Here is a 25,805-nt window from a genome sequence, read left to right on the forward strand (position 1 = left end):
CGCGTTACAGCCACACGTTCAGCAGGCGTGCGCCACGGGCATTGCCGTCGGCGAACACCTGGCCGTTGCTGCTGAGGAAGCTTTGCCCGGCGCTGCCCATGTCGAAGAATTGCCCACGCAGGAACACGCTCATGCCGGCGGTGGCCTGGCTGATGGGTTGCTGGCTGATCAGGGTCAGGCGGTGCCAGGCTTCGCCTTCGCTGAGTTCTTCCGGCTTGAGGCTTATCTCCGGTGGCGTCGACACGCTTTTGAAACCGCGCCACGGTTTGTCCCAGGTCTCGCGGCCAATCACGAAGGCCGGTACCGCCACCAATTGCGCGCCTTGCTCGTTGAGCTTGCGGTAGTTGTCCGGGTACCAGCTGTCACTGCCGATCAGGATGCCCAGGCGCCCGGCCGGGGTGTCGACCACGCTGACGGTGTTTTCATCGCCGGGCTCGATAAAGCCGCGTTCATCGAAAATCGGATACAGCTGGCGTTGCGGCTGGCCCACCGCCAAGCCATCACGGTCAAAGACCACGCTGGTGTTGTACAACGCGCCGTGGCCGATCTGCAGTTGGCCCTGGCTGACGCTCGGGTTGGGCAGGGCAATGGAGCCGGCCACCAGGGTCACGCCGAATTCCTTGGCCAGGCCGCCGAACAGCACCTGATAGTCGCGGGCCATTGCCGGGGCCTTCATGCGCAGGTAGGCGTCGTCGATGCGGTCATCACCCTTGGCGCTGATCAACGCCCGCACGAACAACAACGGGTTGCTCGCCGACAGCCAGTTCATCGCTTCCTTGAGGTTGGTGGCCTGGTACAGCTCGTTCTTCTCGCCACTGACCATCAGCCAGGTGCCGATATGTTCCGGCAGCACCACGATGGTCTTGTCGTTGATCAAGCCCTGGTCGCGGGCCTTTTGCAGGTAGGCCGCCAGCTTCAGGTGCAGGCGTTCCAGGCTCTGGTAGTCGGCGGGGAACAGTTCCGGCTGGATGCCCAGCAGGTTGCCGCGGTCGGCGGGTACGCCTTGGTCGACGGCCAGGTTGATCCGCAGGTCGGACAGGTAATGGCCCACTGGGCGTTCCTGGGTCCAGACCAGATAGGCGGAAACGGCGGCGACCAGGGCCATGATGAGGGTGAATCCAAGAAGTTTACGCATGGGAAAAAGACAACGGACCGGGTACAGGGTTCGGTACCTAGGGTAGGGCTCATGTACGCAGTTGCCAAGGGGCGCTGCGCATTTGGATCAATAACTTGTCAGTTACAGTCATTGAGCGGCAACCGGCAGCCTCTTAGTCTGTGGGACATAAACCGATGGAGTGCCATTCGAGCGCTCCACGTCCCGTGATGATCCGTTGTGGAGCTGTACCATGACCGCTGCTGCCTACCCGCACCTGCTGGCCCCGTTGGACCTGGGGTTTACCACCCTGCGTAACCGCACCCTGATGGGCTCGATGCACACCGGCCTTGAAGAGAAACCCGGCGGCTTCGAGCGCATGGCGGCCTATTTTGCCGAGCGCGCCCGTGGCGGCGTGGGCCTGATGGTCACCGGCGGCATTGGCCCGAACGATGAAGGTGGGGTGTATGGCGGTGCAGCCAAACTGACCACCGACGAAGAAGCGCAGAAGCACAAGATCGTGACGAAAGCGGTGCACGAGGCGGGCGGCAAGATCTGCATGCAGATTCTCCACGCCGGGCGTTATGCCTACAGCCCGAAACAGGTGGCGCCAAGCGCAATCCAGGCACCGATCAACCCGTTCAAGCCCAAAGAGCTGGACGAAGAAGGCATCGAAAAGCAGATCAATGATTTCGTCACCTGTTCGGTACTGGCCCAGGTCGCCGAGTACGACGGCGTGGAAATCATGGGCTCCGAAGGCTACTTCATTAACCAATTCCTCGCGGCCCACACCAACCACCGCACCGACCGTTGGGGTGGCAGCTACGAAAACCGCATGCGCCTGCCGGTGGAAATCGTGCGCCGGGTGCGCGAAGCCGTAGGCCCGAATTTCATCATCATCTTCCGCCTGTCCATGCTCGACCTGGTGGAAGGCGGCAGCACCTGGGAAGAGATCGTGCAGTTGGCCAAGGCCATCGAGCAGGCGGGTGCAACGATCATCAACACCGGCATCGGCTGGCACGAAGCGCGGATTCCGACCATCGCTACCAAGGTGCCACGCGGTGCGTTCAGCAAGGTCACCGCCAAGTTGCGCGGTTCGGTGCAGATTCCGTTGATCACCACCAACCGGATCAACACCCCGGAAATCGCCGAGCAGATCCTGGCCGAAGGCGATGCCGACATGGTCTCGATGGCGCGCCCATTCCTGGCCGACCCGGACTTCGTCAACAAGGCTGCCGAAGGCCGCGCCGATGAAATCAACACCTGCATCGGCTGCAACCAGGCGTGCCTGGACCACACCTTCGGCGGCAAGCTGACCACCTGCCTGGTCAACCCGCGTGCGTGCTACGAAACCGAACTCAACTACCTGCCGGTCAAGCAGATCAAGAAAATCGCCGTGGTGGGTGCCGGTCCTGCGGGCCTGGCGGCCGCCACCGTTGCCGCCGAGCGTGGGCATCAAGTGACGCTGTTTGATTCGGCCAGCGAGATCGGCGGCCAGTTCAACATCGCCAAGCGCGTGCCGGGCAAGGAAGAGTTCTTTGAAACCCTGCGCTACTTCAAGCGCAAGTTGCAGACCACCCACGTCGAGCTGTGCCTGAACACTCGGGTCGACGTTGAGCAGCTTGTTGCGGGTGGTTACGACGAGATCATTCTTGCCACCGGCATCGCGCCGCGTACGCCGGCCATCCCGGGTGTGGAAAACGCCAAGGTGCTTAGCTACCTGGACGTGATTCTGGAGCGCAAGCCAGTAGGCCATCGCGTGGCCGTGATCGGTGCCGGCGGTATCGGTTTTGACGTGTCGGAGTTCCTCGTGCACCAGGGCGTGTCCACCAGCCTGGACCGCGAGGCGTTCTGGAAAGAGTGGGGCATCGACACCCACCTTGAAGCCCGCGGCGGTGTGGCCGGGATCAAGCCCGAGCGCCATGCGCCGGCGCGTGAAGTGTTCCTGTTGCAGCGCAAGACGTCCAAGGTCGGCGACGGCCTGGGCAAGACCACCGGCTGGATTCATCGCACCGGCCTGAAGAACAAACAGGTGCAGATGCTTAACAGCGTCGAGTACCTGAAGATCGACGACGACGGCCTGCATATCCGCATTGGCGCCGAGGGTGAGCCGCAGGTGCTGGCGGTGGACAATATCGTCATCTGTGCCGGCCAGGACCCGCTGCGGGAATTGCAGGATGGCCTGGTCGCAGCCGGGCAGAACGTGCACCTGATCGGCGGTGCGGATGTGGCGGCCGAGCTGGATGCCAAGCGCGCCATCAACCAGGGTTCGCGCCTGGCGGCCGAGCTGTAAACACTCAAAAGGGGCGGTGGTAGACTACCGCCCCTTTTCTTGTGCAGAACCGCCCTAATGGGTCCTTTCGACTGGCTTCCCCACGCGCCCCTTGAACCCCTGAAGCTCGACTGGATGGGGCCGGTGGAAGTGGCCGTGCTGCGCCTGGATCGCATCGACCCGCTGATCAGCGGCAACAAGTGGTTCAAGCTCACCGAGCACCTGGCGCAAGGCCGGGCAGTGGGGGCCAGCGGGATCATCAGCCTGGGCGGGGCTTACTCCAATCATTTGCATGCACTGGCGGCGGCCGGGAAACGCTTCGGGTTTCCTACCGTTGGCTTGCTGCGTGGCCATCCGCAAGACACGCCCACGGTGCTCGACCTCAAGGCCTTCGGCATGCAACTGCATTGGTTGGGGTATGGCGGCTATCGCGCGCGCAATGAGCCGGACTTCTGGCTGCCCTGGCGCGAGCAGTATCCGCACCTGCACCCGGTGCCTGAAGGCGGTGGTGGCGTGGCCGGTGCGTTGGGCTGCGGGGTGTTGGTCCGTCAGGCGCAGGCGCAGTTAGGTGGCCTGGGCTGGGCGGATTATCACGGTTGGTGGCTGGCGGCGGGTACCGGCACCACGCTGGCGGGATTGGTGCTGGCCGAGGCGGGCGCGCATCCGGTGTATGGCGCGCTGGCGGTGCCCGACGACCATGGGGTGGCGCAGCAGGTACACACGCTTGTGCAGGAGGGTTATGAATTGCTGGAGGCCAGCCGGGGCGGCTTTGCCAAGGTCGATCCGGAGTTGCTGGCCTTTATCGACACCACCGAGCAAGCCTGTGGCCTGCCCCTGGAGCCGCTTTACACCGGCAAAGCGTTATTGGCGTTGAAGCAGCAGATTGAAGCCGGAAGATTTTCCCCCGGCACCCGCCTGATCTTCGTCCACACCGGTGGCCTGCAAGGCCGCCGGGGCTTTCTGTAGGAGCGAGCTTGCTCACGAAAAACGTCAACGATAACGCAGCGCTATCAGGTTGCCCGTGTCGCCTATTCGTTTTTCGCGAGCAAGCTCGCTCCTACAGTCATCCATGTTTTCGCTCGCGCCCCGGCATCATTCGCAGCGCTGTAGTATCGCGCAGGATGTAATGGTGAACGATCGCAGCCAACGCATGCAGCCCGATCAACCAGTAACCGACCTTGCCGAACAGCACATGCCAGCTTTCAATCTCCTTGGCCAACGCCTTGTTTTCGGCAATCAGCGGCGGCAACTCGATGCCGTAGAACATCACCGAATGCCCCTCGGCGCTGACGATCAGCCAGCCGGCGATGGGCATGCCGATCATCAAGGCATACAACGCCATGTGCATCAGGGTGGCCAGCAAGGATTGCCATTGCGGTGGGGCCGGCACGATCTTCGGCGCCACCCCCAGGCTGCGGGCGAACAACCGTAGCCACACCAGCACAAACACCGTCAGGCCGAACATGAAGTGCATTTCCACGATCAACGTACGTGCGCCGCTGCCTTTGGGAAACTGCCCGCGTAACTCAATGCAGGCGTAGACCACCGCCAGCAGCACCACCATCAGCCAGTGCAACGCAATCGACATGGTGCTGTAACGCGTATCGGAATTTTTCCAGGGCATCGCTTTCTTCCTCACTCATCAGGGCAAACCTCCGTTCTTTCGCGACGGAGTCCTTCCAATGTAAGCCTGTTTTACGAGGTTTGCCCGTGAGAGGAGGGTGTATAGGCGATCTTTTGATCTCGATCAGTTGCCCTGCGGCATTTCACCCCGTGCCAGGCGCTGGTTGATGTCGGCGATCACCGCAGGCAGGTCGGTGATGGTGTCGATCATGTAGTGCGGGCGCGAGCCTTCGAACATGGCCTCGATGCGTGTGCGTTCGCTGGCGAGCGTGCCGGCATCGAGGGCGCGGAACTGCTCGTAGGTCAGGCCCAGGGCGTTGCCCGAACAGGTCAGCGCCACGGTCCACATCCCGGCGCGACGGCCTTCGAGAATGCCCGGCACGGTGTCGTCAATCTTCACGCAGGCCGCGACATCATCAATCCCGAGGGCGATCACGTTGGCCAGAGCCTGGGCTGGCCATGGGCGACCGTTGGGTACTTCGTCGGTGGCGACCACGTGGTCGGCAACGTAGCCGTTGGTGGCGGCCAGTTCGACGACTTTGTCCATTACCTGCTTGGGGTAGCCGGAGCACGAGCCGATCTTGATCCCTTGCTTGCGCAGGTTGGCGATGGTGTCCAGGGCGCCGGGGATCAATGCCGAGTGCTCGGCGATTTTCTCGATCTGCAGCGGCATGAAGCGTTGGTAGATGGCGGTCACGTCATCGTCAGTCGGCGTGCGGCCAAAGGCCTTGCGATAGCGCTCGGCCACTTGCGGCTGGTCGCACAGGGTGCGGATGTGGTCCCACTTGCCCATGCCCATCGGGCCACGGGCTTCTTCGATGGAAACCTGCACGTCGAATTCAGCGAAGGCTTCGACAAAAATCTGCGTGGGGGCGAACGAGCCGAAATCGACCACGGTGCCGGCCCAGTCGAGGATCGCGGCTTGAAGCTGGGTTGGGTTTGCGTAGTTCATGGTTCAGATCCTGTTTAAAAGCGGATTTATGTAGGAGCGAGCTTGCTCGCGAAGGTCGTTAACGATGGCGTTGGCATCCTGAATGAACGCGGTGCCCTCGGGTTTTTCGCGAGCAAGCTCGCTCCTACAGGAGGCAATTCAGTTTTATATTTCGAGCACGTTCATTTCTTGCAGCACCTCGGCCACCGCCGCGACAGCGGCTTGCATCTCGGCCTGGTTTACATGGCCGATGCAGCCCACGCGGAAGGTTTCCACCTGGGTCAATTTGCCGGGATACAGGATGAAGCCCTTGGCCTTGACCCGTTCGTAGAACTCCTTGAACTGGTAGCGCGGGTCTTTCGGCGCATGGAAGGTGACGATGATCGGTGCCTGGATCGCGGCAGGCAGGAAGCTGCGCAGGCCCAGTTCGGCCATGCCGTCCAGCAGCGCCTGGCAGTTGTTGGCGTAGCGCTGGTGCCGGGCGGGCAGGCCGCCTTCTTCGTTGTATTGCAGCAGCGCTTCGTGCAGTGCGGCGACCACGTGGGTCGGCGGAGTGAAGCGCCACTGGCCGGTCTTGGCCATGTAGCTGTGCTGGTCGAACAGGTCCATCGCCAGGGAATGGCTGTTGCCTTGGGCAGCGGCCAGCGCCTGCTTTTCAGCGAACACAAAACCCATCCCCGGTACGCCTTCCAGGCACTTGCCGGAGGCGGCGATCAGCGCGTCGAATGGCACCTCGCGGGCGTCGATCGGCAGCGCGCCGAAGGAACTCATGGCGTCGATGATCAGGCGCTTGCCGTGGCGGGCGATGACCTGGGCGATCTCGGGCAGCGGGTTGAGAATCCCGGTGCTGGTTTCGCAATGGATCAGTGCGACGTGGGTGATGCCCTTGTCGGCGTGCAACAGGCGGTCGACGTCGGCGGCGGTGGTGGGTTCGTCTTCGGCGGTTTCAAACGTACTGAACTCGCGGCCGAGCACTTCGCAAATCTTCGCCAGGCGTTTGCCGTAGGCGCCGTTGATCAGCACCAGCACCTTGCCGTCCCGTGGGACCAGGGTGCCGATGGCCGCTTCCACGGCGAAGGTGCCGCTGCCTTGCAACGGCACGCAATCGTGGCTGTGGGTGCCGTTGACGATCACCAGCAGCTGCTCGCAGAGGCTGGCGGTCAGTTGATTGAAGCGGTCATCCCATGAACCCCAGTCGACCATCATGGCCTGGCGGGTACGGGCCGAAGTGGTCAAGGGCCCGGGGGTCAGCAGGATCGGCGCGGCAGTGCTCATTCGTGTGTCCTCGCAAAACAATGGGATGAACTTACGGCGCCTAAATTGCAGTTTGGCTTGTCATCAATCAAATTGTTTGTTGTTATGCGAGCTATCAGTGAGGCCGATAGCTATGAACCTGTTTCAACTGCGTGCATTTGATGCCGTCGCCCGCGAGGGCAGTTTTACCCGGGCGGCCGAGCGCCTGTTCATCAGCCAGCCGGCGGTGACCGGGCATATCAAGGCGCTCGAGGAGCACTACCAGATTGCCTTGCTGCGGCGTACCGCGCGACGGGTGGAGTTGACCGAGGAGGGCACCAAGCTGGCGGCGATCACCCGGGCGATCTTCGGCCTGGTGGAGGAGGCGCAGACCTTGCTGGAGGCCAACCGGCAACTGCTCACCGGGCGCCTTGAAGTAGCGGCGGACGGGCCGCACATGGTCATGCCGATGTTGGCCAGCCTGCGGCAGCGGTATCCGGGGATTACCGTCAATTTGCGCCTGGGCAACGCTCAGGAAACCCTCGCGGCGCTGTTGTCTGAGCGGGCTGATGTAGCGGTGTTGACGGAGGTGGAACCGCGCAAGGGCCTGCATTTGCAGCCGTTGATCGAGTCCCGGATTTGCGCGTTGGTGCCGGCCGGCCATCCGTGGTTGGCGGAGCCTGCGGGGATTCGGCTGGAGCAGTTGGATCAGGTAATCATGGTGTTGCGTGAGCCCAGCTCGATTACCCGACGCACTTTCGACGATGCCTGCGCCCAGGCCGGTGTGCAGCCCAGGGTGTTGCTCGAGTTGGACAGCCGTGAGGCGGTGACGGAAGCGGTGGCAGCGGAATTGGGGGTTGGGGTGGTGTCGTCGATGGAGGTCAGCCGGGATCCGCGGGTGCACGCGATTCCGATCCAGGGTGAGGGGCTGGTGAACCGGCATGTGATCGGGTGCATGGAGCGGCGGCGGGAGTTGCGGTTGATTCAGGCGTTTTTCGAGTTGGCGCCTTAGAGGGTGTTGGCTCAAGGTCTAGTTGGCCCCTTCGCGAGCAAGCCCGCTCCCACATTTGACCGCATTCCATGGGTAGAACTCGGTCAAGTGTGGGAGCGGGCTTGCTCGCGAAGGGGCCCTCAAATTCACCGCAAACTTTCCCGCACAATCTCCAGAAAAGTCGCCACCACCCGCCGTGAACTCTGCTCTTTCAAACACACCAGGGTTTCCTTCATCCGCTGCGTACAATCACGGATCGGCATCGCGTACACCCGTGAGTCCGCCCCAAACTCCGCAGCCGACACCACCCCCACGCCAATCCCCACCACCACCGCTTCCCGCGCGGCTTCGCGGCCTTCCACCTGGATCGCCGGGCGAATCCGCAGCCCGGCCTGGTGCATCTCCTGTTCCAGGGTCTGACGGGTCACCGAGCCGATTTCCCGCAACACCAGCGGCGTATCGTCCAGGTCCGCCAGGCAGATCGACTCGCGCCCGGCCCACGGATGGTTGCGGGCGACAAACGCGAGCAATTGATCATCGGGCAAGCGCAGTGACAGCAGCCGCTCGTCGTCCACATCGCGCCCCAGCAGCGCAAGGTCGGCCTGATAGTTGTAGAGGCGAAACAGCGATTCATCGGTGTTGCCGGTTTCGATCTTCACGCTGATGCCCGGATATAACTGGCAGAAGCGCGCGATCTGCGGCAACACATGCACGGGCGCATCCACCGCGAGCGTCAGAGTGCCGGTTTGCAAGGCGCGGGAATCCTGCAGCAGCTCTTCGGCTTCCGCCGCGACGGCAAACAAGCGCTGGGTAATACTCAGCAGGCGCTCTCCGAGGTCGGTCAATCGCACCGAGCGTTTGTTGCGATGAAACAGCAGCACGCCGAAGCGTTCTTCGAGTTTGCGCACCTGGTCGGAAATGGCCGGCTGGCTGAGGAACAAGCGCTCGGCGGCGTGGGTAAAACTGCCGTGCACGGCCACCGCATGGAAGGCTTTGAGTTGGGCGTGGGACACCGACATCGCGAATCCTCTTACAAGCTCAGCTTATATTTGAAATACGATAAATCGATTTTACCTATTAGTCAGCCATTGCTTTTATAGCCCCAGTCGCCGTAGGTCGAGTCCTACACCTTTGGCGGCCATGGGTCTTTTGCGTGTTTACCAGCAGGACTCATCTGACCAGCACCGCCGCCTCCCAGGCGCCGGTACTGCAGTGCTCAACAATAAAAATACAGGCGTTTGCTTTTCATTCTGCCGGCACACTCACACCCGAGGTCAGAACCACCATGAATACTCCCTTGAGTAGCATCAAGCGTTGGCGCGTGCAGATTTTCGCCATCACCTGGCTGGCGTACGCCGCCTTCTACTTCACCCGCAAAGCCTTTTCGGTGGCCAAACTGGGGATCGTCGACGACCCGAGTTTCCCGCTGGACAAGATGATGATGGCCAACCTGGATGGCATCTACCTGGCGGCCTACGCCGTTGGCCAGTTCACCTGGGGCATGCTCGCCGACCGTTTCGGGCCACGTGTGGTGGTACTCGGCGGGTTGCTGATTTCCGCCGCCGCCGCCCTGGTGATGGGCACGTTTGCCACCTTGCCGATCTTTGTCACCTGCATGTTGATCCAGGGCCTGGCCCAGTCCACTGGCTGGTCCGGGCTATGCAAGAACCTTGGCAGTTTCTTCCCGGCGCAGCAGCGTGGGCGGGTGCTGGGGTTATGGAGTTCGTGCTACGCCTTTGGCGGCCTGGTGGCGTCGCCCTTTGCCGGATGGTGGGCGTATACGCTGATCGGCACCTGGCATGCGGCGTTTATCTCCAGTGCCGCTGTGGTCGCCGTGGTCGCGGTGCTGTTTTTCATTTTTCAGCGCAACACGCCACAGGATGTGGGCTTGCCGGCGGTGGAACCGGAGCCGGAACAGACTGCTGCTGAAAAGAACGCCAGTGTGCTGGAGCCGCTGCGTGCCATTTTGCGCAACCGCACGGTGTTGACCCTGGGGCTGGCGTATTTTCTGTTGAAACCGGCGCGTTACGCGATCCTGTTGTGGGGGCCGGTGATTGTGTATGAGCAGATGCCGTCGGTGGGCAAGGTCGGCGCGGCGATTGTGCCGACGGCGTTCGAGCTGGCGGGGTTGCTGGGCCCGATCATGATCGGCATGGCGTCCGACAAACTGTTCGGCGCCCGGCGCATGCCGGCCTGTGTCCTCAGCCTGTTGGCGCTGACGGTGGCCCTGGCGTTGTTCATGGGCGCCTTGCACACCGGCAGTGTGGCGCTGGTGATGGCGCTGCTGTTTGTGATGGGCCTGACCCTGTACGGGCCGGACTCAATGATCAGCAGCACCGCCGCCATCGACTTCGGCACCGCCAAGGCCGGCGCGACGGCGGCGGGGTTCGTCAACGGCTGCGGCTCGGTGGGGGCGATCCTCGGCGGCTTGCTGCCGGGCTACTTCGACACGGTCACAGTGTTCATTGTGTTTGCCGGTGCCGCGCTGTTTTCCTCGCTGGTGTTGATGCCGTACTGGAACGCCAGGCCGGCGGTGCTGGCGCAGGTGGGCGACTTCGTGCCCGACCGTGAGCGCGCAATCAATCCCTTGCGGACCTGAGGGGCATGGCCGGTTTTTTGGTGGATTAGAGTGTTTCAGCGCTATAAACTCTGCCCCCAAAGCGCCGGCCAGTAGACGTCTCGGCGCGATGGACAGAAGAGAGTGAGTCATGGGCGCACAGTGGAAAGTCAAACATAAAGAAGCGGCATCCAATGCCAAGGGCAAGATCTTCGGCAAGTTGGTGAAAGAGATCACCATTGCTGCCCGTAACGGTGCCGACACCTCCACCAACGCACACTTGCGCCTGGTGGTGGAGCAGGCCAAAAAAGCCTCGATGCCCAAGGAAACCCTGGAACGCGCGATCAAGAAAGGCGCCGGTCTGCTCGGTGAGACCGTGCAATACCACCGTGTGACCTACGAAGGTTTTGCCCCGCACCAGGTGCCGCTGATCGTTGAATGCGTGACCGACAACATCAACCGCACCGTGGCAGAAATCCGTGTGGCGTTCCGCAAAGGGCAACTCGGTGCGTCCGGCTCCGTGGCCTGGGACTTCAATCATGTGGGCCTGATCGAAGCCTCGCCGGACAGCCCGGAAGCCGATCCGGAAATGGCCGCGATTGAAGCCGGTGCGCAGGATTTCGAAGAAGGCGAAGAAGAGGGCACGACCCTGTTCATCACCGAGACCACCGACCTGGACGCCGTGCAGAAAGCCTTGCCGGAGCAGGGTTTCACCGTGTTATCGGCCAAGCTGGGCTACATCGCGAAGAACCCGGTAAGCGGTTTGAGCGATGAGCAGATGGCTGAAGTCGAAGCCTTCTTGGAAGGCTTGGACAACCATGATGACGTGCAGGATATGTTCGTCGGGTTGGCGGGTTAATTCTAATCTGATGTGAACTCGGTCCAAATGTGGGAGCGGGCTTGCTCGCGAATGCGGTGTACCAGCCAAGTATGTATTGACTGACACACCGCCTTCGCGAGCAAGCCCGCTCCCACATGGGTTTAGCGGTGTTTAGAAGACTGCAACAGGGTTGTGATTTCCTCTAACCCTGGCCGGGCCAGCACATCCGGCTGGCAGCAGTCATCCCGCAAGGCTTCCAGCGCCGCGCGCTTTTCCTCGCTTAACCCCGTATCAATCCTTTCCAGCAACTCCCCCAGCAAAACCCCAAACGCCCGCACTTCAATGCGCTGCAACGCGCGGGTTTCCTCGCTGTCGACCGTGGCATGAAACGACGCGGCACCAAAGTCCCCCAGCAAACACTCACCGGCCTCATTCCACAGAATGTTATGCCCGTACAAATCGCCGTGGGTGATGCCTTGCGCATGCAGGTGCGCCGCCACCGAAGCGATGCCCCGGGCCATGCGCAACGCCACGTCCGCGCTGAAGCGGGTGGTGGGCTCGTAGATATCCCGGGTGCACGACGCCAGGCTCGGCAGGGCCGCGAGGTTGCGGTAGCTCGGCTCGATCAGTTGCATCACCAGCGCCGCCTGGCCTTGCGGGTGGTCGACGACACGGCCTTCTACCTTGATCAGGTTGGCATGCAGTCCGGCAGCGATGCAGGCGTGCATTTCGTGCAGGGGCGAGCCGTCGCTGGTAATGCTGCCCTTATAGAGCTTGACCGCGACCGCCTTGGCCAGCCCGTTTGGCGGGATCCAGGACGCCTTGCGTATGATCCCGGAAGCGCCTTCGCCCAATACGTCGTCCAACACCAATTCTGACCAGGGAATGTTTGGCGTCGGGTCATGCCGGGCCTCTTCCGCGGCCATTTCTACCGGGTTGCCGGCGTAGGCCAGCCAGGTCAGGCTCGGCAAGGTCAGCAGCCAGTCGGGCAGACGGGTCAGGCGGTTGGAGGCGATGCGGATCAGTTCGAGGTTTTTGCACTGGGCGAGGCTGGGCGGCAACTGCTCCAGGTGGTTGCCGGCCAGCATCAGTTTTTGCAGCAACGGCCGTTCACCCAGCTCGCTCGGCAACTGGCTGATGCGGTTATCAGTGAGGATCAGCCAGCGCAGCAGTGGCGGCAGCGATGCCGCCGGCACACTGCTGATCTGGTTCGACTTGAAGCCAATCATGCTCAACTGCGCGCATTGGCCCAGGCATTCCGGCAGTTCGGTAAAGGCGTTTTCCGAACAGAACAGCACACGCAAATGGGGCAGGCGGTGCAGGTCATCCGGCAGGCTGCTGAGGGCGTTGCCGGTGAGGTTGAGGATTTCCAGGGAGTCGGCCAGGTCGAAGATTTCCCGGGGGAACTCGGTCAGTCCGCAGGACAGGTCCAGGCGTTTGATACCGGCCAATTGGCCGGCCTTGAGTTGGGCAAGGGTATCCATGAACGGCGCGTCACTCGGCAATAGGGGCGTGAATGGCGCTCATGATAGCGGGTTGCGGCCCGATCTTCTGCAATTGCCCCAGGCGGCTGGCGGTGCGGGCCAAGTCGATCGCCTGGCCACTGAGGGATTCTTCCGGCGGCTGCTCGCCGATCAGCACCAAGTGTTTGTCCTGGTCGTAGAGCACGTCCACCAGGTTGATGAACCGTTGCTGGGTGGCAATTGGGCACTCCGCCAGATGCGGCAGGCCGTCGATGATCCAATGGTCATAGTCGCGGCACAGTTGCAGGTAGTCCATGACCGCGGTCGGTTGTTCGCACAGGTCGCTGAAGGTGAAGGCGATGCTGCGGCCCTGATGCCTGCGGGCAATCAGTTGCCGGGCACCGACCGCCAGGCTCAGTGGTGGGTGATCCGCTGACGGCAGGCCCAGGGCCTCGCGTTGCGCAGGTGTGCCGGGCCAGACGAACCGGCCTGCCGTAAAGCGCTGATCGCCATGGGCCTGGGCCAGGCCGCGATAATCCTGGGGGGCACTGACTTCCATCACGTCCATGCGCGCACTGATCAGCTCGATCACCGGCTTGAATCGCTGGTGGTACAACGGGTTCGGCAACAGCCCGGCAGGCGGGTAATTGGAGGTCACCAGCACCCACACCCCGCGCCGGAACAGCGCCTTGAAGAGTCGGCTGATCAGCATCGCGTCGCCGATGTCGTGCACGTGAAACTCGTCGAAGCACAGCACGCGGCAGCCATCGAGCAGTTCATCCAGGGTCACGCCCAGGGCATCGCGCTGCTGGCGATGGGTAAACATGCCGCGGTGCAGGTGGGCGAAGAAGTCGTGGAAGTGCACGCGCTGCTTCTCGGCCATCGGCAGTGCCTGGAAAAACCCGTCCAGCAGCCAGCTTTTGCCCCGGCCCACGGCACCGTGCAGGTACAGGCTGCGGGTAGGGCGCCCGGCCAGCAGGTGCGCGGTTTGCCGGGCCATGGTCTCGATGACCTGCAACTGGCTGGGGCTGAGGGTATAGCCCTGTTGCCGAGCCTTGCCTTGAAAAAAAGCCGCGATGCGAGGGTCGGCGTCGGTGGCCGCAGGTTTACCCAGCAACCGTTTGAGCAGGGGCGGTAAGGCAGCCAATGTCAGTCACTCTGTGTTTCGGTGGTCGCTCACTTTAGAGCGCCGGTTGCGGTTTGACCAATAGAGAAGCACAGGGTGAGCTATCTGGAAAAGGCATGGCTGAATGGATCCAAAACAACGACTTGACTGGCGGATTCCCCTCAAGTGACTAACCTCATACACAGCAGTCACCCCTGTATAAGGATTTGGGGCAGTGAAGGGACAAGCAGTCTTGGCAATCATGAGCGCGATGCTCTGCAACACGGTTTATGGCGCTCAGCTCCAGGTTGAAGTGCGCATCGACGTGCAGCGGGGGTGCCAGTTGGTCGGCACCACGCGCGAAGCAGGTATCGAGCAGCTCGGTGTGCTGGATTTTGGCAGCGGCGCCCGCCTGGATGACCCGGCAGGTCCGTTGAGTGCAGCCTTGATCAGCCAGCGCCAACCACGCCTTGAGTGCAACCCGGACACGCCGTATCAGATGCGTGTCGACGGCGGCCTGCATGGCGGCGTCGGCGAAGTGCGTTACCTGGGCGCCGCAACCCCTTCGATCAAGCCCATCCCCTACCGAATTTATGCCGACGCCGCGCGCCGCATCCCCCTGGCTGTGGACGTGCCGGTGAGTGGGCGCGTGCCCGACTCCGGCACCGTGGACTTGCCGCTCTACGGACGCATCGAACCGCTCAAGCACATTCCCGCCGTGGGCCGTTATTCCGACCTGCTCAAAGTGACGGTGACATGGTAAGCCGCGGCCTGGCCTGCGTGGCGCTGGGCGGCCTGTTGCTGCTGGCCGAGGACGCCCAGGCGGCGGTGGCCGGGCAGATTCATGCACGGCTGGTGATCACCGCCAGTTGCCAGGTGAGCAAGGGCACCGAAAGCGCGCCGGTGAGCCCGGATGGCGGCTCGGCCTTGCTGGATTTCGGCAGCCACGGGCCTACCTGGGACAAGGGCCTGGGCGCCGGCATCAGTGATGGCGACAAGGCGGCGCTGGCGGTGTCCTGCAACCCTTCGGTGGTGAGCAGCTTCACCGTGACCATCGACGGTGGCGCCCATGGCGATGGCACCACCCGGCGCCTGAGCAATGGCCGGCAAACCATACCGTATCGGCTGTCGGCCGACCCCGCAGGCCTGAGCACCTACAGCATCGGCCAGCAACGCAATTTCGTCGTGACCAAGGGCGCACAGGTACCGATCCCGGTATTCGGCTCGGTGGTGGCGAATACCAGGGCCCTACCGGCCGGCATCTACACAGACACCCTGACGGTGACTCTGGATTGGTAAATCATGAGGATGGACATCATGCATGCACTTGTATCTAAAGCAGTTTTTCCATTAATCGCACTGGTGTGGGTGTCGGGCGCCCAAGCGGCCACCACGGTCACCGGGCAGATCAGCTCCACGTTGATCCTGACCAACAGCTGCCTGGTCAACGGCGTGGGCGGCACCACCGGTTTGAACTTCGGTACGATCAATTTCGGCACCACCAACAGCCAGTTCACCACCCAGTCCGGCCAAGTGCTGGGCGGTGGCGGGGGCGCGTTGTCGATCCAGTGTTCGTCGGGTACCTCGCCGGTGATCACCGTCGGCGCCGGCTCCCATGACGGCCAGTCCACCGGCGGCACCCGGGCGCTTTACGACGGTGTTGCCAACTATGTGCCGTATGACTTCTACACCGACACCGGGCATTCGACGCTCCTGGCGATCAACGGAACCATCAACGTAGGCGCGAGCACGGGGGTTGCGCAAACCGTGAATATCTACGGCCAGGCCGTGGGCAAGGTAGGGCTGCCGGCCGGTACCTATACCGATACGGTGTCCGTGCAACTGACGTTCTAGTGCCATGAAACGGGCCTGCTGGGCGGTGCTGGCGGTCCTCACGGGTTGGGGGATGCCGTTGTCGTTGCTGGCGGTGACTACCCAGACAATCCAGGTCAGCGCGACGATTGCCGCAGGCTGCCTGGTGGTGGGCGGTGGCACGAATTACGGCAGCCTGGCGTTCGGCAGCTACTCATCGTTGTCCACCAGCACGGTGTCGGTGGCGCTGAGCGGCGGGGTCACGCTGCAGTGCACGCCGGGAGTCACCTTGAACATGACCGTCGATGGCGGTTTGCACAACGTCAGTGGCCGGCGCATGCAGCTCAATAGCGGCAGTGCCCAAGTGGCGTATCAGCTGTTTCGGGACGCGGCGTTCAGTCAGAGCCTGGGGATCAGTCAAAGCGTCAGCGTGGCCTATAGCAACGCAAACAATATAACCCTGCCGATTTACGGCCGGGTGGTGTTACCGGGTAATCAGCCTGGGGGGACGTACAGCGACGTGCTGCAGGTGCAGCTGTCCTGGTAAGGCGATTGGCATGAGGAGTGGAATCTATGTTTGCAGCTTCCCGGCGGTATTGGGTCGCGGGTTTTATCGGCTTGGTGGCATTGGGCGCCGGGCAGGTCCAGGCCGCCAGCTCGGTGCTGATCTGGCCCATTGACCCGGTGCTGGAAGCCGATCAACAGGCCAGCGCCTTGTGGTTGGAGAACCGCGGTACAGAGACCGCCAACCTGCAGATTCGGGTATTTGCCTGGAGCCAGGGCGGTTTCGACGAGCAATACCAGAACCAGCGCGACGTGATCGGCAGCCCGCCGGTGGCGAAGATCGAGCCGGGGCAGAAGCAACTGGTGCGCCTGACCCGCACGCGAGAAATACCGCCGGGCCAGGAGCTGGCGTATCGGATCATCATCGACGAAATTCCTGGCGCCGTGCCTGAAACGCCTGCCGCCGATGGCAAGACGGCCGCCGCAATCCGCTTTCAGATGCGCTATTCGGTGCCCTTGTTCGCCTACGGCGCAGGCCTGTGGAGCAAGGACGACGCGACCCGCCAGCGCGACCCCAAGGGTGCGGGCAAGCCGGAGCTGAGCTGGAAGAAAGTCACGGTGGGCGGGCGCAACTATGTGGAGATGCGCAACCAGGGCGCCGTGCATGCGCGGCTGACCGATGTGGCATTCAAGCAGGGCGGGCAAACCCGGCCGCTGGTGGACGGCTTGCTGGGCTACGTGCTGCCGGGCGCAACCATGCGCTGGCCGGTGCCGGAAGGTGTCGCGGGCGACCAGCCGTTGCAGGTACGGGTCAATGGCGCAACGCAACTGGAGAACCTTGCACCGGGACGGTAACGCAATGGAATAGGGCATGGAGTCGCCCTTGATCTTAACGGATGGAGATGTCCATTGATGGACACAATGCCTTGGTGAGCCATGAACGGGCTCGTATTCGATGGCGATCGGTGTGGGTGGGTGGCCTGTCTGGCCTGGCGCTTGCGCCGCTTGGCATGGCCGCGCCGCTGCCGCCGCCCCCCAGCAACATGGAGGCTGTGGCCGATGCACAGTTGTTCCTCGAACTGGTGGTCAACCAGTTGGATACCGGCCGGGTGGTCGCCGTGGATCAACGCGCCGGTGGCTTGTTTTTGCCGGCGGCGACCTTACGGGATATCGGCATGAAGCTGCCGGCCGGCATCACCACTGAAGTCGCACTGGACCAGGTGCCCGACTTGCACACCGATTACGACAGCCAGGGCCAGCGCCTGATGCTGACAGTACCGCCGGCGTGGTTGCCGGCGCAGTTCATCGGCAACCGCAATAACTACCCGCGCACCCAGGCGCTCACCAGTTTTGGTGCGTTGCTCAACTACGACGCCTACTTGAATGACACCGATGATGCCGGCACTTACCTGGGTATCTTCAACGAAGTGCGGTTGTTCGACACGTGGGGCACGTTGTCCAATACCGGCCAGTACCGCACCACCTTTGGCGGCCAGACCAGCGGCGGTACCCTGGACAATGGCTACCGGCGCTATGACACCACCTGGCGCTTTTCCGACGATGAACGCCTGCTGACCTACGAGGCGGGCGACGTGATCAGCGGCGCGTTGCCGTGGAGCAGTTCGGTGCGCCTGGGCGGGGTGCAAGTGTCGCGAGACTTCGGTGTACGCCCGGACCTGGTGACTTATCCCTTGCCGCAGTTCGCCGGGGAGGCGGCGGTGCCGTCGTCGGTGGACCTGTTTATCAACGGCTACAAATCCAGCAGCGCCGACCTGCAGCCAGGCCCCTACACCTTGACCAACGTGCCGTTTATCAACGGTGCCGGCGAAGCGGTGGTCGTCACCACCGATGCGTTGGGTCGCCAGGTTTCAACCACAGTGCCGTTCTACGTCACCAGTACCTTGCTGCAAAAAGGCCTGTCGGACTTTTCGGTGGCGGCTGGTAATTTGCGCAGGGACTACACCCTTCGGGATTTTGGCTACGGCCCCGGCGTGGCCAGCGGCACGTTTCGATACGGGGTGTCGGACTACTTCACCCTGGAAAGCCATGCCGAAGCCTCGGGCGACCTGACGCTGGGCGGGCTCGGCGGCAACGTGCGGCTGGGCAACTTCGGGGTGCTCAACACGGCCCTCAGCCAAAGCCAGTTTGACGGCGAGACCGGCCAGCAACTGAGCTTCGGTTATCAATACAGCAACCAACGCTACAGCCTGTCTTACCAGCGGGTAGAGCGCCGCGACCAGTACGCCGACCTGACCCTGGTCGACACCCCTTATGCGAGCCTCAGCAAACGCAGTGAGCAGGTGACCCTGAGCCTGAACCTCAACGATTTCGGCAGCATCGGTGCCGGCTATTTCGATGTGCAGGCGGCCGATGACTCCCGCACCCGGCTGATGAACCTCACCTGGAGCAAACAGCTGTGGCGCAACACCAGTTTCTACCTGTCGGCCAACCGCGAGGTCGGTGACAGCAACTGGGCCATGCAGGCGCAGCTGGTCATCCCGTTCGACATCTACGGCAGCCTGGCCCTGAGCAACGAGCGCAGCCAGGCCGGCGAGAGTCGCCAGCGGGTCAACTACAGCCGGGCGGTGCCGTCCGAAGGCGGCGTGGGCTACAACCTGGGGTATGCCAGTGGCGACGGGCCGGCCTATCGCCAGGCCGACCTGACCTGGCGCATGCAGTCGGTGCAATTGCAGGCAGGCGTGTATGGCAGCAGCGACGCCGAGACCCGTTGGGCGGATGCCAGCGGCTCGCTGGTGTGGATGGACAAGCAAGTGTTCGCGGCCAACCGGGTCAATGACGCGTTTGTGGTGGTGAGCACCGACGGCTATGCCGGGGTGCCGGTGCTCTATGAAAACCAGTTGGTGGGTGAAACCGATCATAACGGGCATCTGCTGGTGCCGTGGAGCAGCGCTTATTACCGCGGTAAGTATGAAATCGACCCGCTGAACCTACCGGTCAACGTGCAGACCCCGAATGTCGAGCAACGCGTGGCGGTGCGTCGCGGCAGCGGCTACCTGCTGGAGTTCCCGGTGCGCCGGGTGATCGCGGCCAGTATCACCCTGGTGGATGCCCAGCATCAGGACCTGCCCCTGGGCAGCCAGGTGCGCCATGAGCAGACCGGGGCGCGGGCGGTGGTGGGTTGGGAGGGCCTGGTGTACCTGGAGAACCTGGCGGCCCACAACACCTTGCAAGTCACTGTGGGTGAGGGCCGTACCTGCCAGGCAACGTTTGATCTGGATATCAACGAGGAGCAGGTGCCGCTGATCGGGCCGCTGGTTTGCCAATGAAATAAGGAGTGTGAGTGTGAGGGGCAAGGAATGGATAGTTGGACTGCTGGGGCTTGTGGGGCTGGGGTTTTCGGCACAGGGTATGGCCGCGTGTTCGGCGCCGGGAGCTACGTCGCCGGCCAGTTTTGGCTCGATCAGTTCGATGACGGTGCGCACCGCGCCCCAAACCAGTTCCACCACCAACGCAGGCTTGAACTGCGGGGCCACGTTGATTTCGCTGCTGGCAGCGAGTGATCACTTCTATGCAACCATCACCTCGGCCACCAGCGGCATGGTCGGCCCTACCGGGGATGTCATCGGTTATACGATTTACGGCAACAACAGCACCAGTTACCCGATCAACCGTGGCACCCAATTCGATTTCGGCGCGACGGGCATTGCCCAAAGCGTTGGCCTGGTTTCCGGGCCGGGCACGAAGACCTTGCCGCTTTACCTGAGCTCGATCACCGGCAGCAACGTGGCGGCCGGCCTCTACACGGAGACACTCAGCATCGCCTGGGTCTGGAACTATTGCTCGGTGCTGGGGGTTGGGTCGCTGTGTGTCTTCCGGGATTCCGGCTCGGGCACATCTTCCCTGACGGTCAGCAACGACTGCCAGATCACCGCGCCCAACATCAGCTTCGGCAGCGCGCCGGTGATCAGTGGCTTTTCCAGTGTGACCGGGCAGGCCACGATTGCCTGCACCAAGGGCAGCGCCTACACCGTGGGCATCAGCGACGGCCAGAACCCGGTGAGTGTGGGTGGGCAGCGGCGGATGGTTTCTGGCAGCAATTTCCTGAATTACGACATTTTCAAAAGCGCCACGACCACCCGCTGGGGCAGCGTGAGCACCGCCCGGCGCGCCAGCTCCACGGCTGAGGTGAATCCCGGGAATGGCCTGGGCACCGGCAGCCAGGTGTTCAATTACAACGCGGCGATCTATACCAACCAGGCCACACCGCCGGCGGGCGTCTACGTCGACAACGTGGTACTGGATGTAGGTTTCTAAAAGCGCATCGTCTGCTTGAGCATCCGCGTGGTCGACGGGTCTTGCGGGCTGACCATCGCATAGTTGTAGCCCGCGCCCGACCAGTATTCGGCCTGCAGCCCGTCGGCACTGCGGCTGCCACGGGGCAGAAATTTGTTTTCCGGGCCCGGCGGACGGATATAGAAACTGATGCGTCGCCCTTGGGGGTCTTCATACAGCACCATGGCTGCGGCGCCTTGTTCGGTGCTGAGCAGGCGCCCACTGACCGCCTTGAACCCGGCCTGGCTCAGGTCCGGCAGGCGGTAGGCCTGGTTGAAGTAACGGTCGAGCCAGCCTTGCATGTCGCCACCGCCTTGCACGTGATAGTCGGCCGGCAGGATGCCGTCCTGGGCAAACAGGCGGTAGGCCTGCATCGCGTCGCTCATGGGCGCCATGCTCTCGAGGAGGGTGGCCTGGCGGGCCTGCCAGCCACCGAGCCCGCCGACACTGACGGCAATCAACAGCATGGCGGCCGTCGCGAGATGGCGGCGTGACTGGCGTTTGACTCGCTGACGGATCAGGGCCGGGTCCAGCTCAGGGTTGGCCGGCTGTTGCAGCAAGCCGCTCAAGGACGCCCGCAGGTGCTGCGCGTCCTGTTGCCAGGCGTGCACCTGGGCGGCGACGTCCGGGTGGGCTGCCAGCCAGGTTTCGAGCTGGCGGCGGTCAGCGTCCAGGAGCTGGTGATCGACGTAGGCATGCAAATCGCGTTCGCTGGGAGGCAAGCTGATCATTTGAGTATCCGCAGGGCAGGGCTGGTGATTTCGCCGTCGCTGAGCTGGCGCAGGGCCTGGCGTGCGCGGGACAGGCGAGACATCACGGTGCCCAGGGGCACCTCAAGGATGTCGGCGACTTCTTTGTAGCTCAAGCCTTCCACCGAAACCCACAGCAGCAGGGCACGTTGCTCGGTGTTCAATTTATCGAAGGCTTGCAGGGTCGATTGCGCGATGACGGTGCGCTCGACCGACGGCTGCGAATCATCGCGGCCGGTGAAAAATTCCAGCATGCGCGTGTACCGCCGGGAACGTCGATGGGCATCGAGAAACTGCCGGTAGAGGATCGAGAACAGCCAGGCGCGTAAGTCGCCTTCGAGGCGTTTGTCGGCCCAACTGATGATCGCGCGTTCAAGGCTCGCCTGCACCAGGTCATCGGCACTGCTGCTGTTACGCGTGAGGGACACGGCAAATCGCCGCAGCCTGGGGATGAGTTCACGTAACTGTTCGTCGAGTTCGTGCATGGGATTCTGGCTAGTCACTACGCTGGGACTAGGAAGACGTCCGGCGTTGAAGGTTATTCCAGGCCAATAAAAATAAACAGCAGGCCAGGGAATAGAGTGCGCTGGCGTTCGTCCCAAGTGTTCCGACCTTATGTTTCACCCACTCAAGGCCCCTGGCCCTGGAGTTATTTCATGGTAGATCACTCATCACCGCCCCGTCCGCCGCTGAGCACCGCAAGCCTGATAATTCGGTTGGCCAGCATCGGCGTGGTGGTTGCGGTTGTGGCCGGGGCGTTTGCCTACGTTAACGGCAGCCTCGACCCACAACGCTTGCGCCCAAAAACCTTGGTCAACGCCCTGGAAACCAACAACGGCCTGCACCCTGGTTACCGTCGCAACCACGCCAAGGGCGTGTGCGTGGCCGGTTATTTCGAGAGCAGCCCCGAGGCGCGCCAGTACTCCAGTGCCCAGGTATTCAGCGAAGCGCGCACCCCGGTGATCGGGCGCTTTGCGCTGCCCAGCGGTAACCCGTATGCGCCGGACAGCAGCGTGCCGATCCGCAGTTTTGCCCTGCAATTCAGCTTGGCCAACGGCCAGCAATGGCGCACGGGGATGAACAGCATGCCGGTGTTCCCGGTGGGCACGCCTGAGGCCTTCTTTGAGATGCTCAAAGCTGGCGCACCTGACCCGGCCACTGGCAAGCCGAACCCGGCAGGTATGCCGGCGTTCTTCGCGGCGCATCCCGAGACCGCGCCGTTCCTGGCCTGGGTCAAGACCGCCAAGCCTTCCGCCAGCTACGCCACCGAAACCTATAACGGGATCAACGCGTTCTACCTGGTAAACGCCAGCGGTCAACGCCAGGCCGTGCGCTGGGGCGTCGTGCCCCAAAGCCAGGATGCAGCGGGGGCCACGGCGCCCGCCGGCAGCGATTTCCTCGAAAAAGACCTGGCCCAGCGCCTGGTGGCCGGGCCGCTGCGCTGGCAGTTGAACGTCACTCTGGCCAACCCGGGAGACCCGGTGGATGACGCCAGCAAGACCTGGACCGGTGAGCACAAAGTATTGAACGCCGGCACCCTGGTGCTGGAAAGCAGCCAGCCGCAAATGGACGGCGATTGCCGCGACATCAACTTTGATCCACTGGTTCTGCCGAGCGGTATCGAAGCCTCGAATGACCCGCTGCTGGCTGCCCGTTCGGCGGCGTACGCCAGTTCCTACCTGCGTCGCACCAGCGAAGTCAGCCAGTTGCACAGCGCCCCTCAGGAGTCGAAGCCATGAATGCCCAACCCCGGTTTTTCGCTCCACTGGCGCGGCTGCTGCATTGGCTGATGGCGTTGATGATCATCGCCATGCTGTTTATCGGCGCGGGCATGGTGGCCTCGGTATCGGAACGCCACGAGTGGCTGATCCACCTGCACAAACCGTTGGGGATTGCGATCCTGGCGCTGGTGATCGTGCGCTTGGTGGTGCGGTTTTCCACCCGTCAGCCGCCGCTTCCGGCGGACTTGCCGCTGTGGCAAGTGCTGGCGGCCAAGGCGTCCCATGTGGTGCTGTATGCGTTGATGCTGGTATTGCCGCTGTTGGGCTGGGCGATGATTTCGGCGGCCGGTGATCCGGTGATGCTCAGCAACTCGGTGCAATTGCCGGCACTGGTGGGGGCGAATGCGCCGCTGTTTGCGGTGTTGCGCAAGGCTCACGGTTACCTGGCTTATTTGCTGTTTCTGACGGTGCTGCTGCACCTGGCGGCGGCGCTGTTCCACGGTTTGATCCGGCGTGACGGCGTGCTGCAAAGCATGACCGGGACCAAGGACTGAAGCTTTGCCCGACGACGGCAGCCGTGGTGCCGCCGTCGTCGGGGACAGTGGAGGGTTAGCGCAATACGCCGACGATATCCGCCACGCTGCTCAGCACATCCTTGCCCAATTGCATCGAACGTTTGCCCGACCAGCCGGTGAGGGGGTTGGGCGCGTCGTCGTTGTCCTTGAAGGGCATTTCCAGGGTCAGCGACAGGCAATCGAACTTCTCGCCGACGCTGTTGCACGCCAACGTCATGTTGGCTTCGCCCGGCAGGTCGCGGGTGTAGCCGTGCACGGTCTGGAAGTCGCGGGTGAGGCCGCTCAAGTGGCTGCGCAAGTGTTTCTCCAACTGCTCGATGCGCGGTGTGTAGCCGGGGTTGCCTTCACAACCGGCGGTGAACACGTAGGGGATTTCTTCGTCGCCGTGGATATCCAGGAACAGGTCGACGCCGTATTTTTCCATTTGCTGCTGCACGAACAGCACTTCCGGGCTGATCTCCTGGCTCGCACTCTGCCAGGCGCGGTTGAGGTCCTGGCCCATGGCGTTGGTGCGCAGATGACCGTGGAACGCGCCATCGGGGTTCATGTTCGGCACCAGGTAAAGATCGGCGGCGGCCAGCAGTTTTTTCAGCTCGGTGTCACCGTCCTGTTGCAGGCGTTCGATGACGCCTTCCATAAACCATTCGGCCATGTGTTCGCCGGGGTGCTGCTGGGCGATGATCCAGACCTTGCGCTTGCCGGCTTCGCCTTTGCCACGGCGCAGCAGTGGGATATCACGGCCTTCGACACTTTTGCCGGTGGCCAGCAAGTGCGTGCCGGCGCGGTTCAGCGCCTGGTCGATCAGCCAGTCGTGGCGTTCGCGGCTGTAGGGTTCGAAGTAGGCGAACCAGGCTTGTTTTTCACGGGTTTCGAGGGTGATGTGCAGTGTCTCGCCATCAAAGCGGGTGGGCACCCGAAACCAGTTGATATGGTCGTAGGACGCTACTGCGTTGTAGCCACTCCACGCGTGCTTGTAGGAAGAATGGCCCGCGTTGCTCAGGCGGAACGTGTGGGTGTGGCCCACGTGCATGCCTTCGGCCTTGAAGTGGAACCACTGGAAGTGCTGGCTGCGCGTATCGGGCTTGATAGCCAGCAGCAACTGGTGGGCATCACTGGCGTCGAGCACCTGGATATTGCCGCTGTCGAAGTCGGTGCTGATCTTGATAGAGGTCAAGGCCACGGTCATAGTCTGGTTGCCTGAATATGAGTGTTGTGGCGGGCATTTTACACCGGAGCGGGGTAAAGCCTGGATGCAATTTTTGCGGGGAATAGAGGGGGCGTCGTCCTTGACGCCGCAGCAGCTTAGAATCTATGAGATTGATTCTCAAGTGCTATTTTGGGAAGAACCGGCCTAGAGCGCTCGATCGACTTTCTTTTGGCGATGGTCTTTTGCTACCATGCGCGCCATCAAGCAACACAGTCTTCATTAGCCTGAAGCCACGCCAGGAAAAACTGGCAAAAAAAAGACCCGGCCAAAGAGCCGGGTCAAAAACCGTGATTAGCCTGATGAGGAGATATTCCAAGAGTCCGACCTAAGGTCTCTTGGTCTATCGACTGATCTCGCGATCAGCTAGGTCCAATAATAATCATTATCATTTGCAAGTCAAATGTTTTTATCCCTCAGATAGAAATATTTTTCCTTCGCGTCTGTTACATCCTGGCCGACTGTTCGGTGTCCCTCGCCGAAACCCGCAGCGACCGCTCCACCATCACCTTCGCCATATCAATCAAATAGACCACTGAAAACGCCAGGTCCCGGCTATTGCCGTGGGCGCTGTTTGCCGATTCGTATGCGGTAGCCGCCGCGCTGCGCAGCAGGTCGGAGGCGTGGACCAGGGCTTCCTCGTCGCTGATGCCTGGCTTGACCGCGAACAGGGTGTCGTCAACGGCGGGCGGCGTGCCATCCTCTTTTAGGTAATAGTCCAGTGCGCGCTGGGCGGCGCCGCTGCTGCGCATGAACAGCAGTTCGTCTTCATCGCAGATTTCGGGCAGGGAATACGGGGTTGTCGTCATAAAGGTCGGTGCTCTGGGTGGATGTCGAAAGCCTGCAACCGATATTAGTA

The 25,805-nt window shown here is 62.3% G+C and carries 25 protein-coding genes; 14 read left to right on the plus strand and 11 right to left on the minus strand.

Going from position 1 to position 25,805, the window contains the following annotated elements; genetic code table 11:
- Positions 1-4: 4 nt before the first annotated feature.
- Positions 5-1,135, minus strand: a complete 1,131-nt coding sequence (locus HBJ59_RS07055) for a carbon-nitrogen hydrolase family protein (RefSeq protein WP_076014227.1) — start codon at positions 1,133-1,135, stop codon at positions 5-7.
- 211 nt (positions 1,136-1,346) lie between these two features.
- Between HBJ59_RS07055 and HBJ59_RS07060 the strand changes: the two genes are divergently transcribed.
- Both HBJ59_RS07060 and HBJ59_RS07065 read left to right on the plus strand, forming a co-directional pair.
- Positions 1,347-3,386, plus strand: a complete 2,040-nt coding sequence (locus HBJ59_RS07060) for an NADPH-dependent 2,4-dienoyl-CoA reductase (RefSeq protein ID WP_167663090.1) — start codon at positions 1,347-1,349, stop codon at positions 3,384-3,386.
- A 57-nt stretch (positions 3,387-3,443) separates the two neighbouring features.
- The gene (locus tag HBJ59_RS07065; RefSeq protein ID WP_167663091.1) at positions 3,444-4,331 is read left to right on the plus strand and encodes a 1-aminocyclopropane-1-carboxylate deaminase/D-cysteine desulfhydrase; all 888 of its coding nucleotides are present in this window, start codon (positions 3,444-3,446) and stop codon (positions 4,329-4,331) included.
- Between the two features lie 97 nt (positions 4,332-4,428).
- Here the strand turns inward: HBJ59_RS07065 and HBJ59_RS07070 are convergent, their stop codons facing one another.
- The 3 genes from HBJ59_RS07070 to HBJ59_RS07080 all read right to left on the minus strand — a co-directional run bounded on the left by HBJ59_RS07070 (position 4,429) and on the right by HBJ59_RS07080 (position 7,194).
- Positions 4,429-4,989, minus strand: a complete 561-nt coding sequence (locus HBJ59_RS07070; protein WP_167663092.1) for a cytochrome b — start codon at positions 4,987-4,989, stop codon at positions 4,429-4,431.
- A gap of 123 nt (positions 4,990-5,112) precedes the next feature.
- Positions 5,113-5,940, minus strand: a complete 828-nt coding sequence (gene phnX, locus HBJ59_RS07075; RefSeq protein WP_167663093.1) for a phosphonoacetaldehyde hydrolase — start codon at positions 5,938-5,940, stop codon at positions 5,113-5,115.
- Between the two features lie 144 nt (positions 5,941-6,084).
- Positions 6,085-7,194, minus strand: coding sequence for a 2-aminoethylphosphonate--pyruvate transaminase (locus HBJ59_RS07080; protein WP_076014222.1), 1,110 nt, complete (start codon positions 7,192-7,194; stop codon positions 6,085-6,087).
- A 112-nt stretch (positions 7,195-7,306) separates the two neighbouring features.
- On the opposite strand from HBJ59_RS07080, the gene HBJ59_RS07085 reads away from it, so the two are divergent.
- Positions 7,307-8,164 carry a LysR substrate-binding domain-containing protein gene (locus HBJ59_RS07085; protein ID WP_003212427.1) on the plus strand — a complete coding sequence of 286 codons (858 nt, stop codon included), beginning with the start codon at positions 7,307-7,309 and terminating at the stop codon, positions 8,162-8,164.
- 125 nt (positions 8,165-8,289) lie between these two features.
- On the opposite strand, the gene HBJ59_RS07090 is transcribed toward HBJ59_RS07085, so the two are convergent.
- Positions 8,290-9,162, minus strand: a complete 873-nt coding sequence (locus HBJ59_RS07090) for a LysR substrate-binding domain-containing protein (protein WP_076014221.1) — start codon at positions 9,160-9,162, stop codon at positions 8,290-8,292.
- Positions 9,163-9,428: 266 nt separating this feature from the next.
- On the opposite strand from HBJ59_RS07090, the gene HBJ59_RS07095 reads away from it, so the two are divergent.
- Entirely contained in the window at positions 9,429-10,742 is a 1,314-nt protein-coding gene (locus HBJ59_RS07095) for an MFS transporter (protein WP_076014220.1), read from the plus strand.
- Positions 10,743-10,851: 109 nt separating this feature from the next.
- Positions 10,852-11,559 carry a YebC/PmpR family DNA-binding transcriptional regulator gene (locus HBJ59_RS07100; RefSeq protein ID WP_076014219.1) on the plus strand — a complete coding sequence of 236 codons (708 nt, stop codon included), beginning with the start codon at positions 10,852-10,854 and terminating at the stop codon, positions 11,557-11,559.
- Between the two features lie 122 nt (positions 11,560-11,681).
- Here HBJ59_RS07100 and HBJ59_RS07105 read toward each other — a convergent pair whose 3' ends face one another.
- On the minus strand, positions 11,682-13,004 hold the full coding sequence (locus HBJ59_RS07105) for a leucine-rich repeat-containing protein kinase family protein (RefSeq protein WP_167663094.1): 1,323 nt from the start codon (positions 13,002-13,004) through the stop codon (positions 11,682-11,684).
- Positions 13,005-13,014: 10 nt separating this feature from the next.
- Positions 13,015-14,130, minus strand: a complete 1,116-nt coding sequence (gene zapE, locus HBJ59_RS07110) for a cell division protein ZapE (RefSeq protein ID WP_167663095.1) — start codon at positions 14,128-14,130, stop codon at positions 13,015-13,017.
- Positions 14,131-14,359: 229 nt separating this feature from the next.
- On the opposite strand from zapE, the gene HBJ59_RS07115 reads away from it, so the two are divergent.
- The 7 genes from HBJ59_RS07115 (at position 14,360) to HBJ59_RS07145 (ending at position 20,679) form a co-directional block, all read left to right on the plus strand.
- Positions 14,360-14,851: a spore coat U domain-containing protein gene (locus HBJ59_RS07115; RefSeq protein WP_167663439.1), complete on the plus strand. Its 492-nt coding sequence runs from the start codon at positions 14,360-14,362 to the stop codon at positions 14,849-14,851.
- Positions 14,845-15,387, plus strand: a complete 543-nt coding sequence (locus HBJ59_RS07120; protein ID WP_076014216.1) for a spore coat protein U domain-containing protein — start codon at positions 14,845-14,847, stop codon at positions 15,385-15,387. Before HBJ59_RS07115 ends, HBJ59_RS07120 begins: the two co-directional genes overlap by 7 nt.
- Positions 15,388-15,405: 18 nt before the next feature.
- Positions 15,406-15,942 carry a spore coat protein U domain-containing protein gene (locus HBJ59_RS07125; protein ID WP_076014343.1) on the plus strand — a complete coding sequence of 179 codons (537 nt, stop codon included), beginning with the start codon at positions 15,406-15,408 and terminating at the stop codon, positions 15,940-15,942.
- Between the two features lie 52 nt (positions 15,943-15,994).
- Entirely contained in the window at positions 15,995-16,447 is a 453-nt protein-coding gene (locus tag HBJ59_RS07130; protein ID WP_178124259.1) for a spore coat U domain-containing protein, read from the plus strand.
- Between the two features lie 26 nt (positions 16,448-16,473).
- Positions 16,474-17,259: a molecular chaperone gene (locus HBJ59_RS07135; RefSeq protein ID WP_167663097.1), complete on the plus strand. Its 786-nt coding sequence runs from the start codon at positions 16,474-16,476 to the stop codon at positions 17,257-17,259.
- Positions 17,260-17,300: 41 nt separating this feature from the next.
- Positions 17,301-19,691 carry a fimbria/pilus outer membrane usher protein gene (locus tag HBJ59_RS07140; protein WP_167663098.1) on the plus strand — a complete coding sequence of 797 codons (2,391 nt, stop codon included), beginning with the start codon at positions 17,301-17,303 and terminating at the stop codon, positions 19,689-19,691.
- Positions 19,692-19,773: 82 nt separating this feature from the next.
- Complete coding sequence (locus HBJ59_RS07145) at positions 19,774-20,679, plus strand: spore coat U domain-containing protein (protein WP_167663099.1); 906 nt, start codon at positions 19,774-19,776, stop codon at positions 20,677-20,679.
- On the opposite strand, the gene HBJ59_RS07150 is transcribed toward HBJ59_RS07145, so the two are convergent.
- Together HBJ59_RS07150 and HBJ59_RS07155 are read right to left on the minus strand one after the other, a co-directional pair.
- Entirely contained in the window at positions 20,676-21,428 is a 753-nt protein-coding gene (locus HBJ59_RS07150) for an anti-sigma factor (protein WP_076014212.1), read from the minus strand. The genes HBJ59_RS07145 and HBJ59_RS07150 overlap by 4 nt on opposite strands.
- Positions 21,425-21,931, minus strand: a complete 507-nt coding sequence (locus HBJ59_RS07155; protein ID WP_167663100.1) for a sigma-70 family RNA polymerase sigma factor — start codon at positions 21,929-21,931, stop codon at positions 21,425-21,427. The genes HBJ59_RS07150 and HBJ59_RS07155 overlap by 4 nt, the downstream gene beginning before the upstream one ends.
- Positions 21,932-22,102: 171 nt before the next feature.
- Here HBJ59_RS07155 and HBJ59_RS07160 point away from each other — a divergent pair, with 171 nt between their 5' ends.
- Together HBJ59_RS07160 and HBJ59_RS07165 are read left to right on the plus strand one after the other, a co-directional pair.
- Positions 22,103-23,185: a catalase family peroxidase gene (locus HBJ59_RS07160; RefSeq protein ID WP_076014210.1), complete on the plus strand. Its 1,083-nt coding sequence runs from the start codon at positions 22,103-22,105 to the stop codon at positions 23,183-23,185.
- A complete protein-coding gene (locus tag HBJ59_RS07165) occupies positions 23,182-23,721 on the plus strand; it encodes a cytochrome b (RefSeq protein WP_076014209.1) in 540 nt (179 codons plus the stop codon). Before HBJ59_RS07160 ends, HBJ59_RS07165 begins: the two co-directional genes overlap by 4 nt.
- 55 nt (positions 23,722-23,776) lie before the next feature.
- Here HBJ59_RS07165 and HBJ59_RS07170 read toward each other — a convergent pair whose 3' ends face one another.
- Positions 23,777-24,928 carry a M14-type cytosolic carboxypeptidase gene (locus HBJ59_RS07170; RefSeq protein WP_167663101.1) on the minus strand — a complete coding sequence of 384 codons (1,152 nt, stop codon included), beginning with the start codon at positions 24,926-24,928 and terminating at the stop codon, positions 23,777-23,779.
- Positions 24,929-25,392: 464 nt separating this feature from the next.
- On the minus strand, positions 25,393-25,755 hold the full coding sequence (locus tag HBJ59_RS07175; protein WP_167663102.1) for a DUF6124 family protein: 363 nt from the start codon (positions 25,753-25,755) through the stop codon (positions 25,393-25,395).
- Between the last annotated feature and the right edge of the window lie 50 nt (positions 25,756-25,805).

The organism is Pseudomonas sp. AN3A02, from assembly GCF_011765255.1.
Taxonomy (GTDB): domain Bacteria; phylum Pseudomonadota; class Gammaproteobacteria; order Pseudomonadales; family Pseudomonadaceae; genus Aquipseudomonas.

Bases quoted from the DNA above. Each gene is read 5' to 3' on its own strand.
- phnX (WP_167663093.1), bottom strand. From the start codon at position 5,940: ATGAACTACGCAAACCCAACCCAGCTTCAAGCCGCGATCCTCGACTGG.
- HBJ59_RS07095 (WP_076014220.1), top strand. From the start codon at position 9,429: ATGAATACTCCCTTGAGTAGCATCAAGCGTTGGCGCGTGCAGATTTTC.
- HBJ59_RS07100 (WP_076014219.1), top strand. From the start codon at position 10,852: ATGGGCGCACAGTGGAAAGTCAAACATAAAGAAGCGGCATCCAATGCC.
- HBJ59_RS07135 (WP_167663097.1), top strand. From the start codon at position 16,474: ATGTTTGCAGCTTCCCGGCGGTATTGGGTCGCGGGTTTTATCGGCTTG.
- HBJ59_RS07120 (WP_076014216.1), top strand. From the start codon at position 14,845: ATGGTAAGCCGCGGCCTGGCCTGCGTGGCGCTGGGCGGCCTGTTGCTG.
- HBJ59_RS07145 (WP_167663099.1), top strand. From the start codon at position 19,774: ATGGCCGCGTGTTCGGCGCCGGGAGCTACGTCGCCGGCCAGTTTTGGC.
- HBJ59_RS07170 (WP_167663101.1), bottom strand. From the start codon at position 24,928: ATGACCGTGGCCTTGACCTCTATCAAGATCAGCACCGACTTCGACAGC.
- HBJ59_RS07115 (WP_167663439.1), top strand. From the start codon at position 14,360: ATGCTCTGCAACACGGTTTATGGCGCTCAGCTCCAGGTTGAAGTGCGC.
- HBJ59_RS07065 (WP_167663091.1), top strand. From the start codon at position 3,444: ATGGGTCCTTTCGACTGGCTTCCCCACGCGCCCCTTGAACCCCTGAAG.
- HBJ59_RS07085 (WP_003212427.1), top strand. From the start codon at position 7,307: ATGAACCTGTTTCAACTGCGTGCATTTGATGCCGTCGCCCGCGAGGGC.
- HBJ59_RS07155 (WP_167663100.1), bottom strand. From the start codon at position 21,931: ATGCACGAACTCGACGAACAGTTACGTGAACTCATCCCCAGGCTGCGG.
- HBJ59_RS07175 (WP_167663102.1), bottom strand. From the start codon at position 25,755: ATGACGACAACCCCGTATTCCCTGCCCGAAATCTGCGATGAAGACGAA.
- HBJ59_RS07160 (WP_076014210.1), top strand. From the start codon at position 22,103: ATGGTAGATCACTCATCACCGCCCCGTCCGCCGCTGAGCACCGCAAGC.
- HBJ59_RS07060 (WP_167663090.1), top strand. From the start codon at position 1,347: ATGACCGCTGCTGCCTACCCGCACCTGCTGGCCCCGTTGGACCTGGGG.
- HBJ59_RS07125 (WP_076014343.1), top strand. From the start codon at position 15,406: ATGCATGCACTTGTATCTAAAGCAGTTTTTCCATTAATCGCACTGGTG.
- HBJ59_RS07150 (WP_076014212.1), bottom strand. From the start codon at position 21,428: ATGATCAGCTTGCCTCCCAGCGAACGCGATTTGCATGCCTACGTCGAT.
- HBJ59_RS07140 (WP_167663098.1), top strand. From the start codon at position 17,301: ATGGAGATGTCCATTGATGGACACAATGCCTTGGTGAGCCATGAACGG.
- HBJ59_RS07080 (WP_076014222.1), bottom strand. From the start codon at position 7,194: ATGAGCACTGCCGCGCCGATCCTGCTGACCCCCGGGCCCTTGACCACT.
- HBJ59_RS07070 (WP_167663092.1), bottom strand. From the start codon at position 4,989: ATGCCCTGGAAAAATTCCGATACGCGTTACAGCACCATGTCGATTGCG.
- HBJ59_RS07165 (WP_076014209.1), top strand. From the start codon at position 23,182: ATGAATGCCCAACCCCGGTTTTTCGCTCCACTGGCGCGGCTGCTGCAT.
- HBJ59_RS07090 (WP_076014221.1), bottom strand. From the start codon at position 9,162: ATGTCGGTGTCCCACGCCCAACTCAAAGCCTTCCATGCGGTGGCCGTG.
- HBJ59_RS07105 (WP_167663094.1), bottom strand. From the start codon at position 13,004: ATGGATACCCTTGCCCAACTCAAGGCCGGCCAATTGGCCGGTATCAAA.
- HBJ59_RS07130 (WP_178124259.1), top strand. From the start codon at position 15,995: ATGCCGTTGTCGTTGCTGGCGGTGACTACCCAGACAATCCAGGTCAGC.
- HBJ59_RS07055 (WP_076014227.1), bottom strand. From the start codon at position 1,135: ATGCGTAAACTTCTTGGATTCACCCTCATCATGGCCCTGGTCGCCGCC.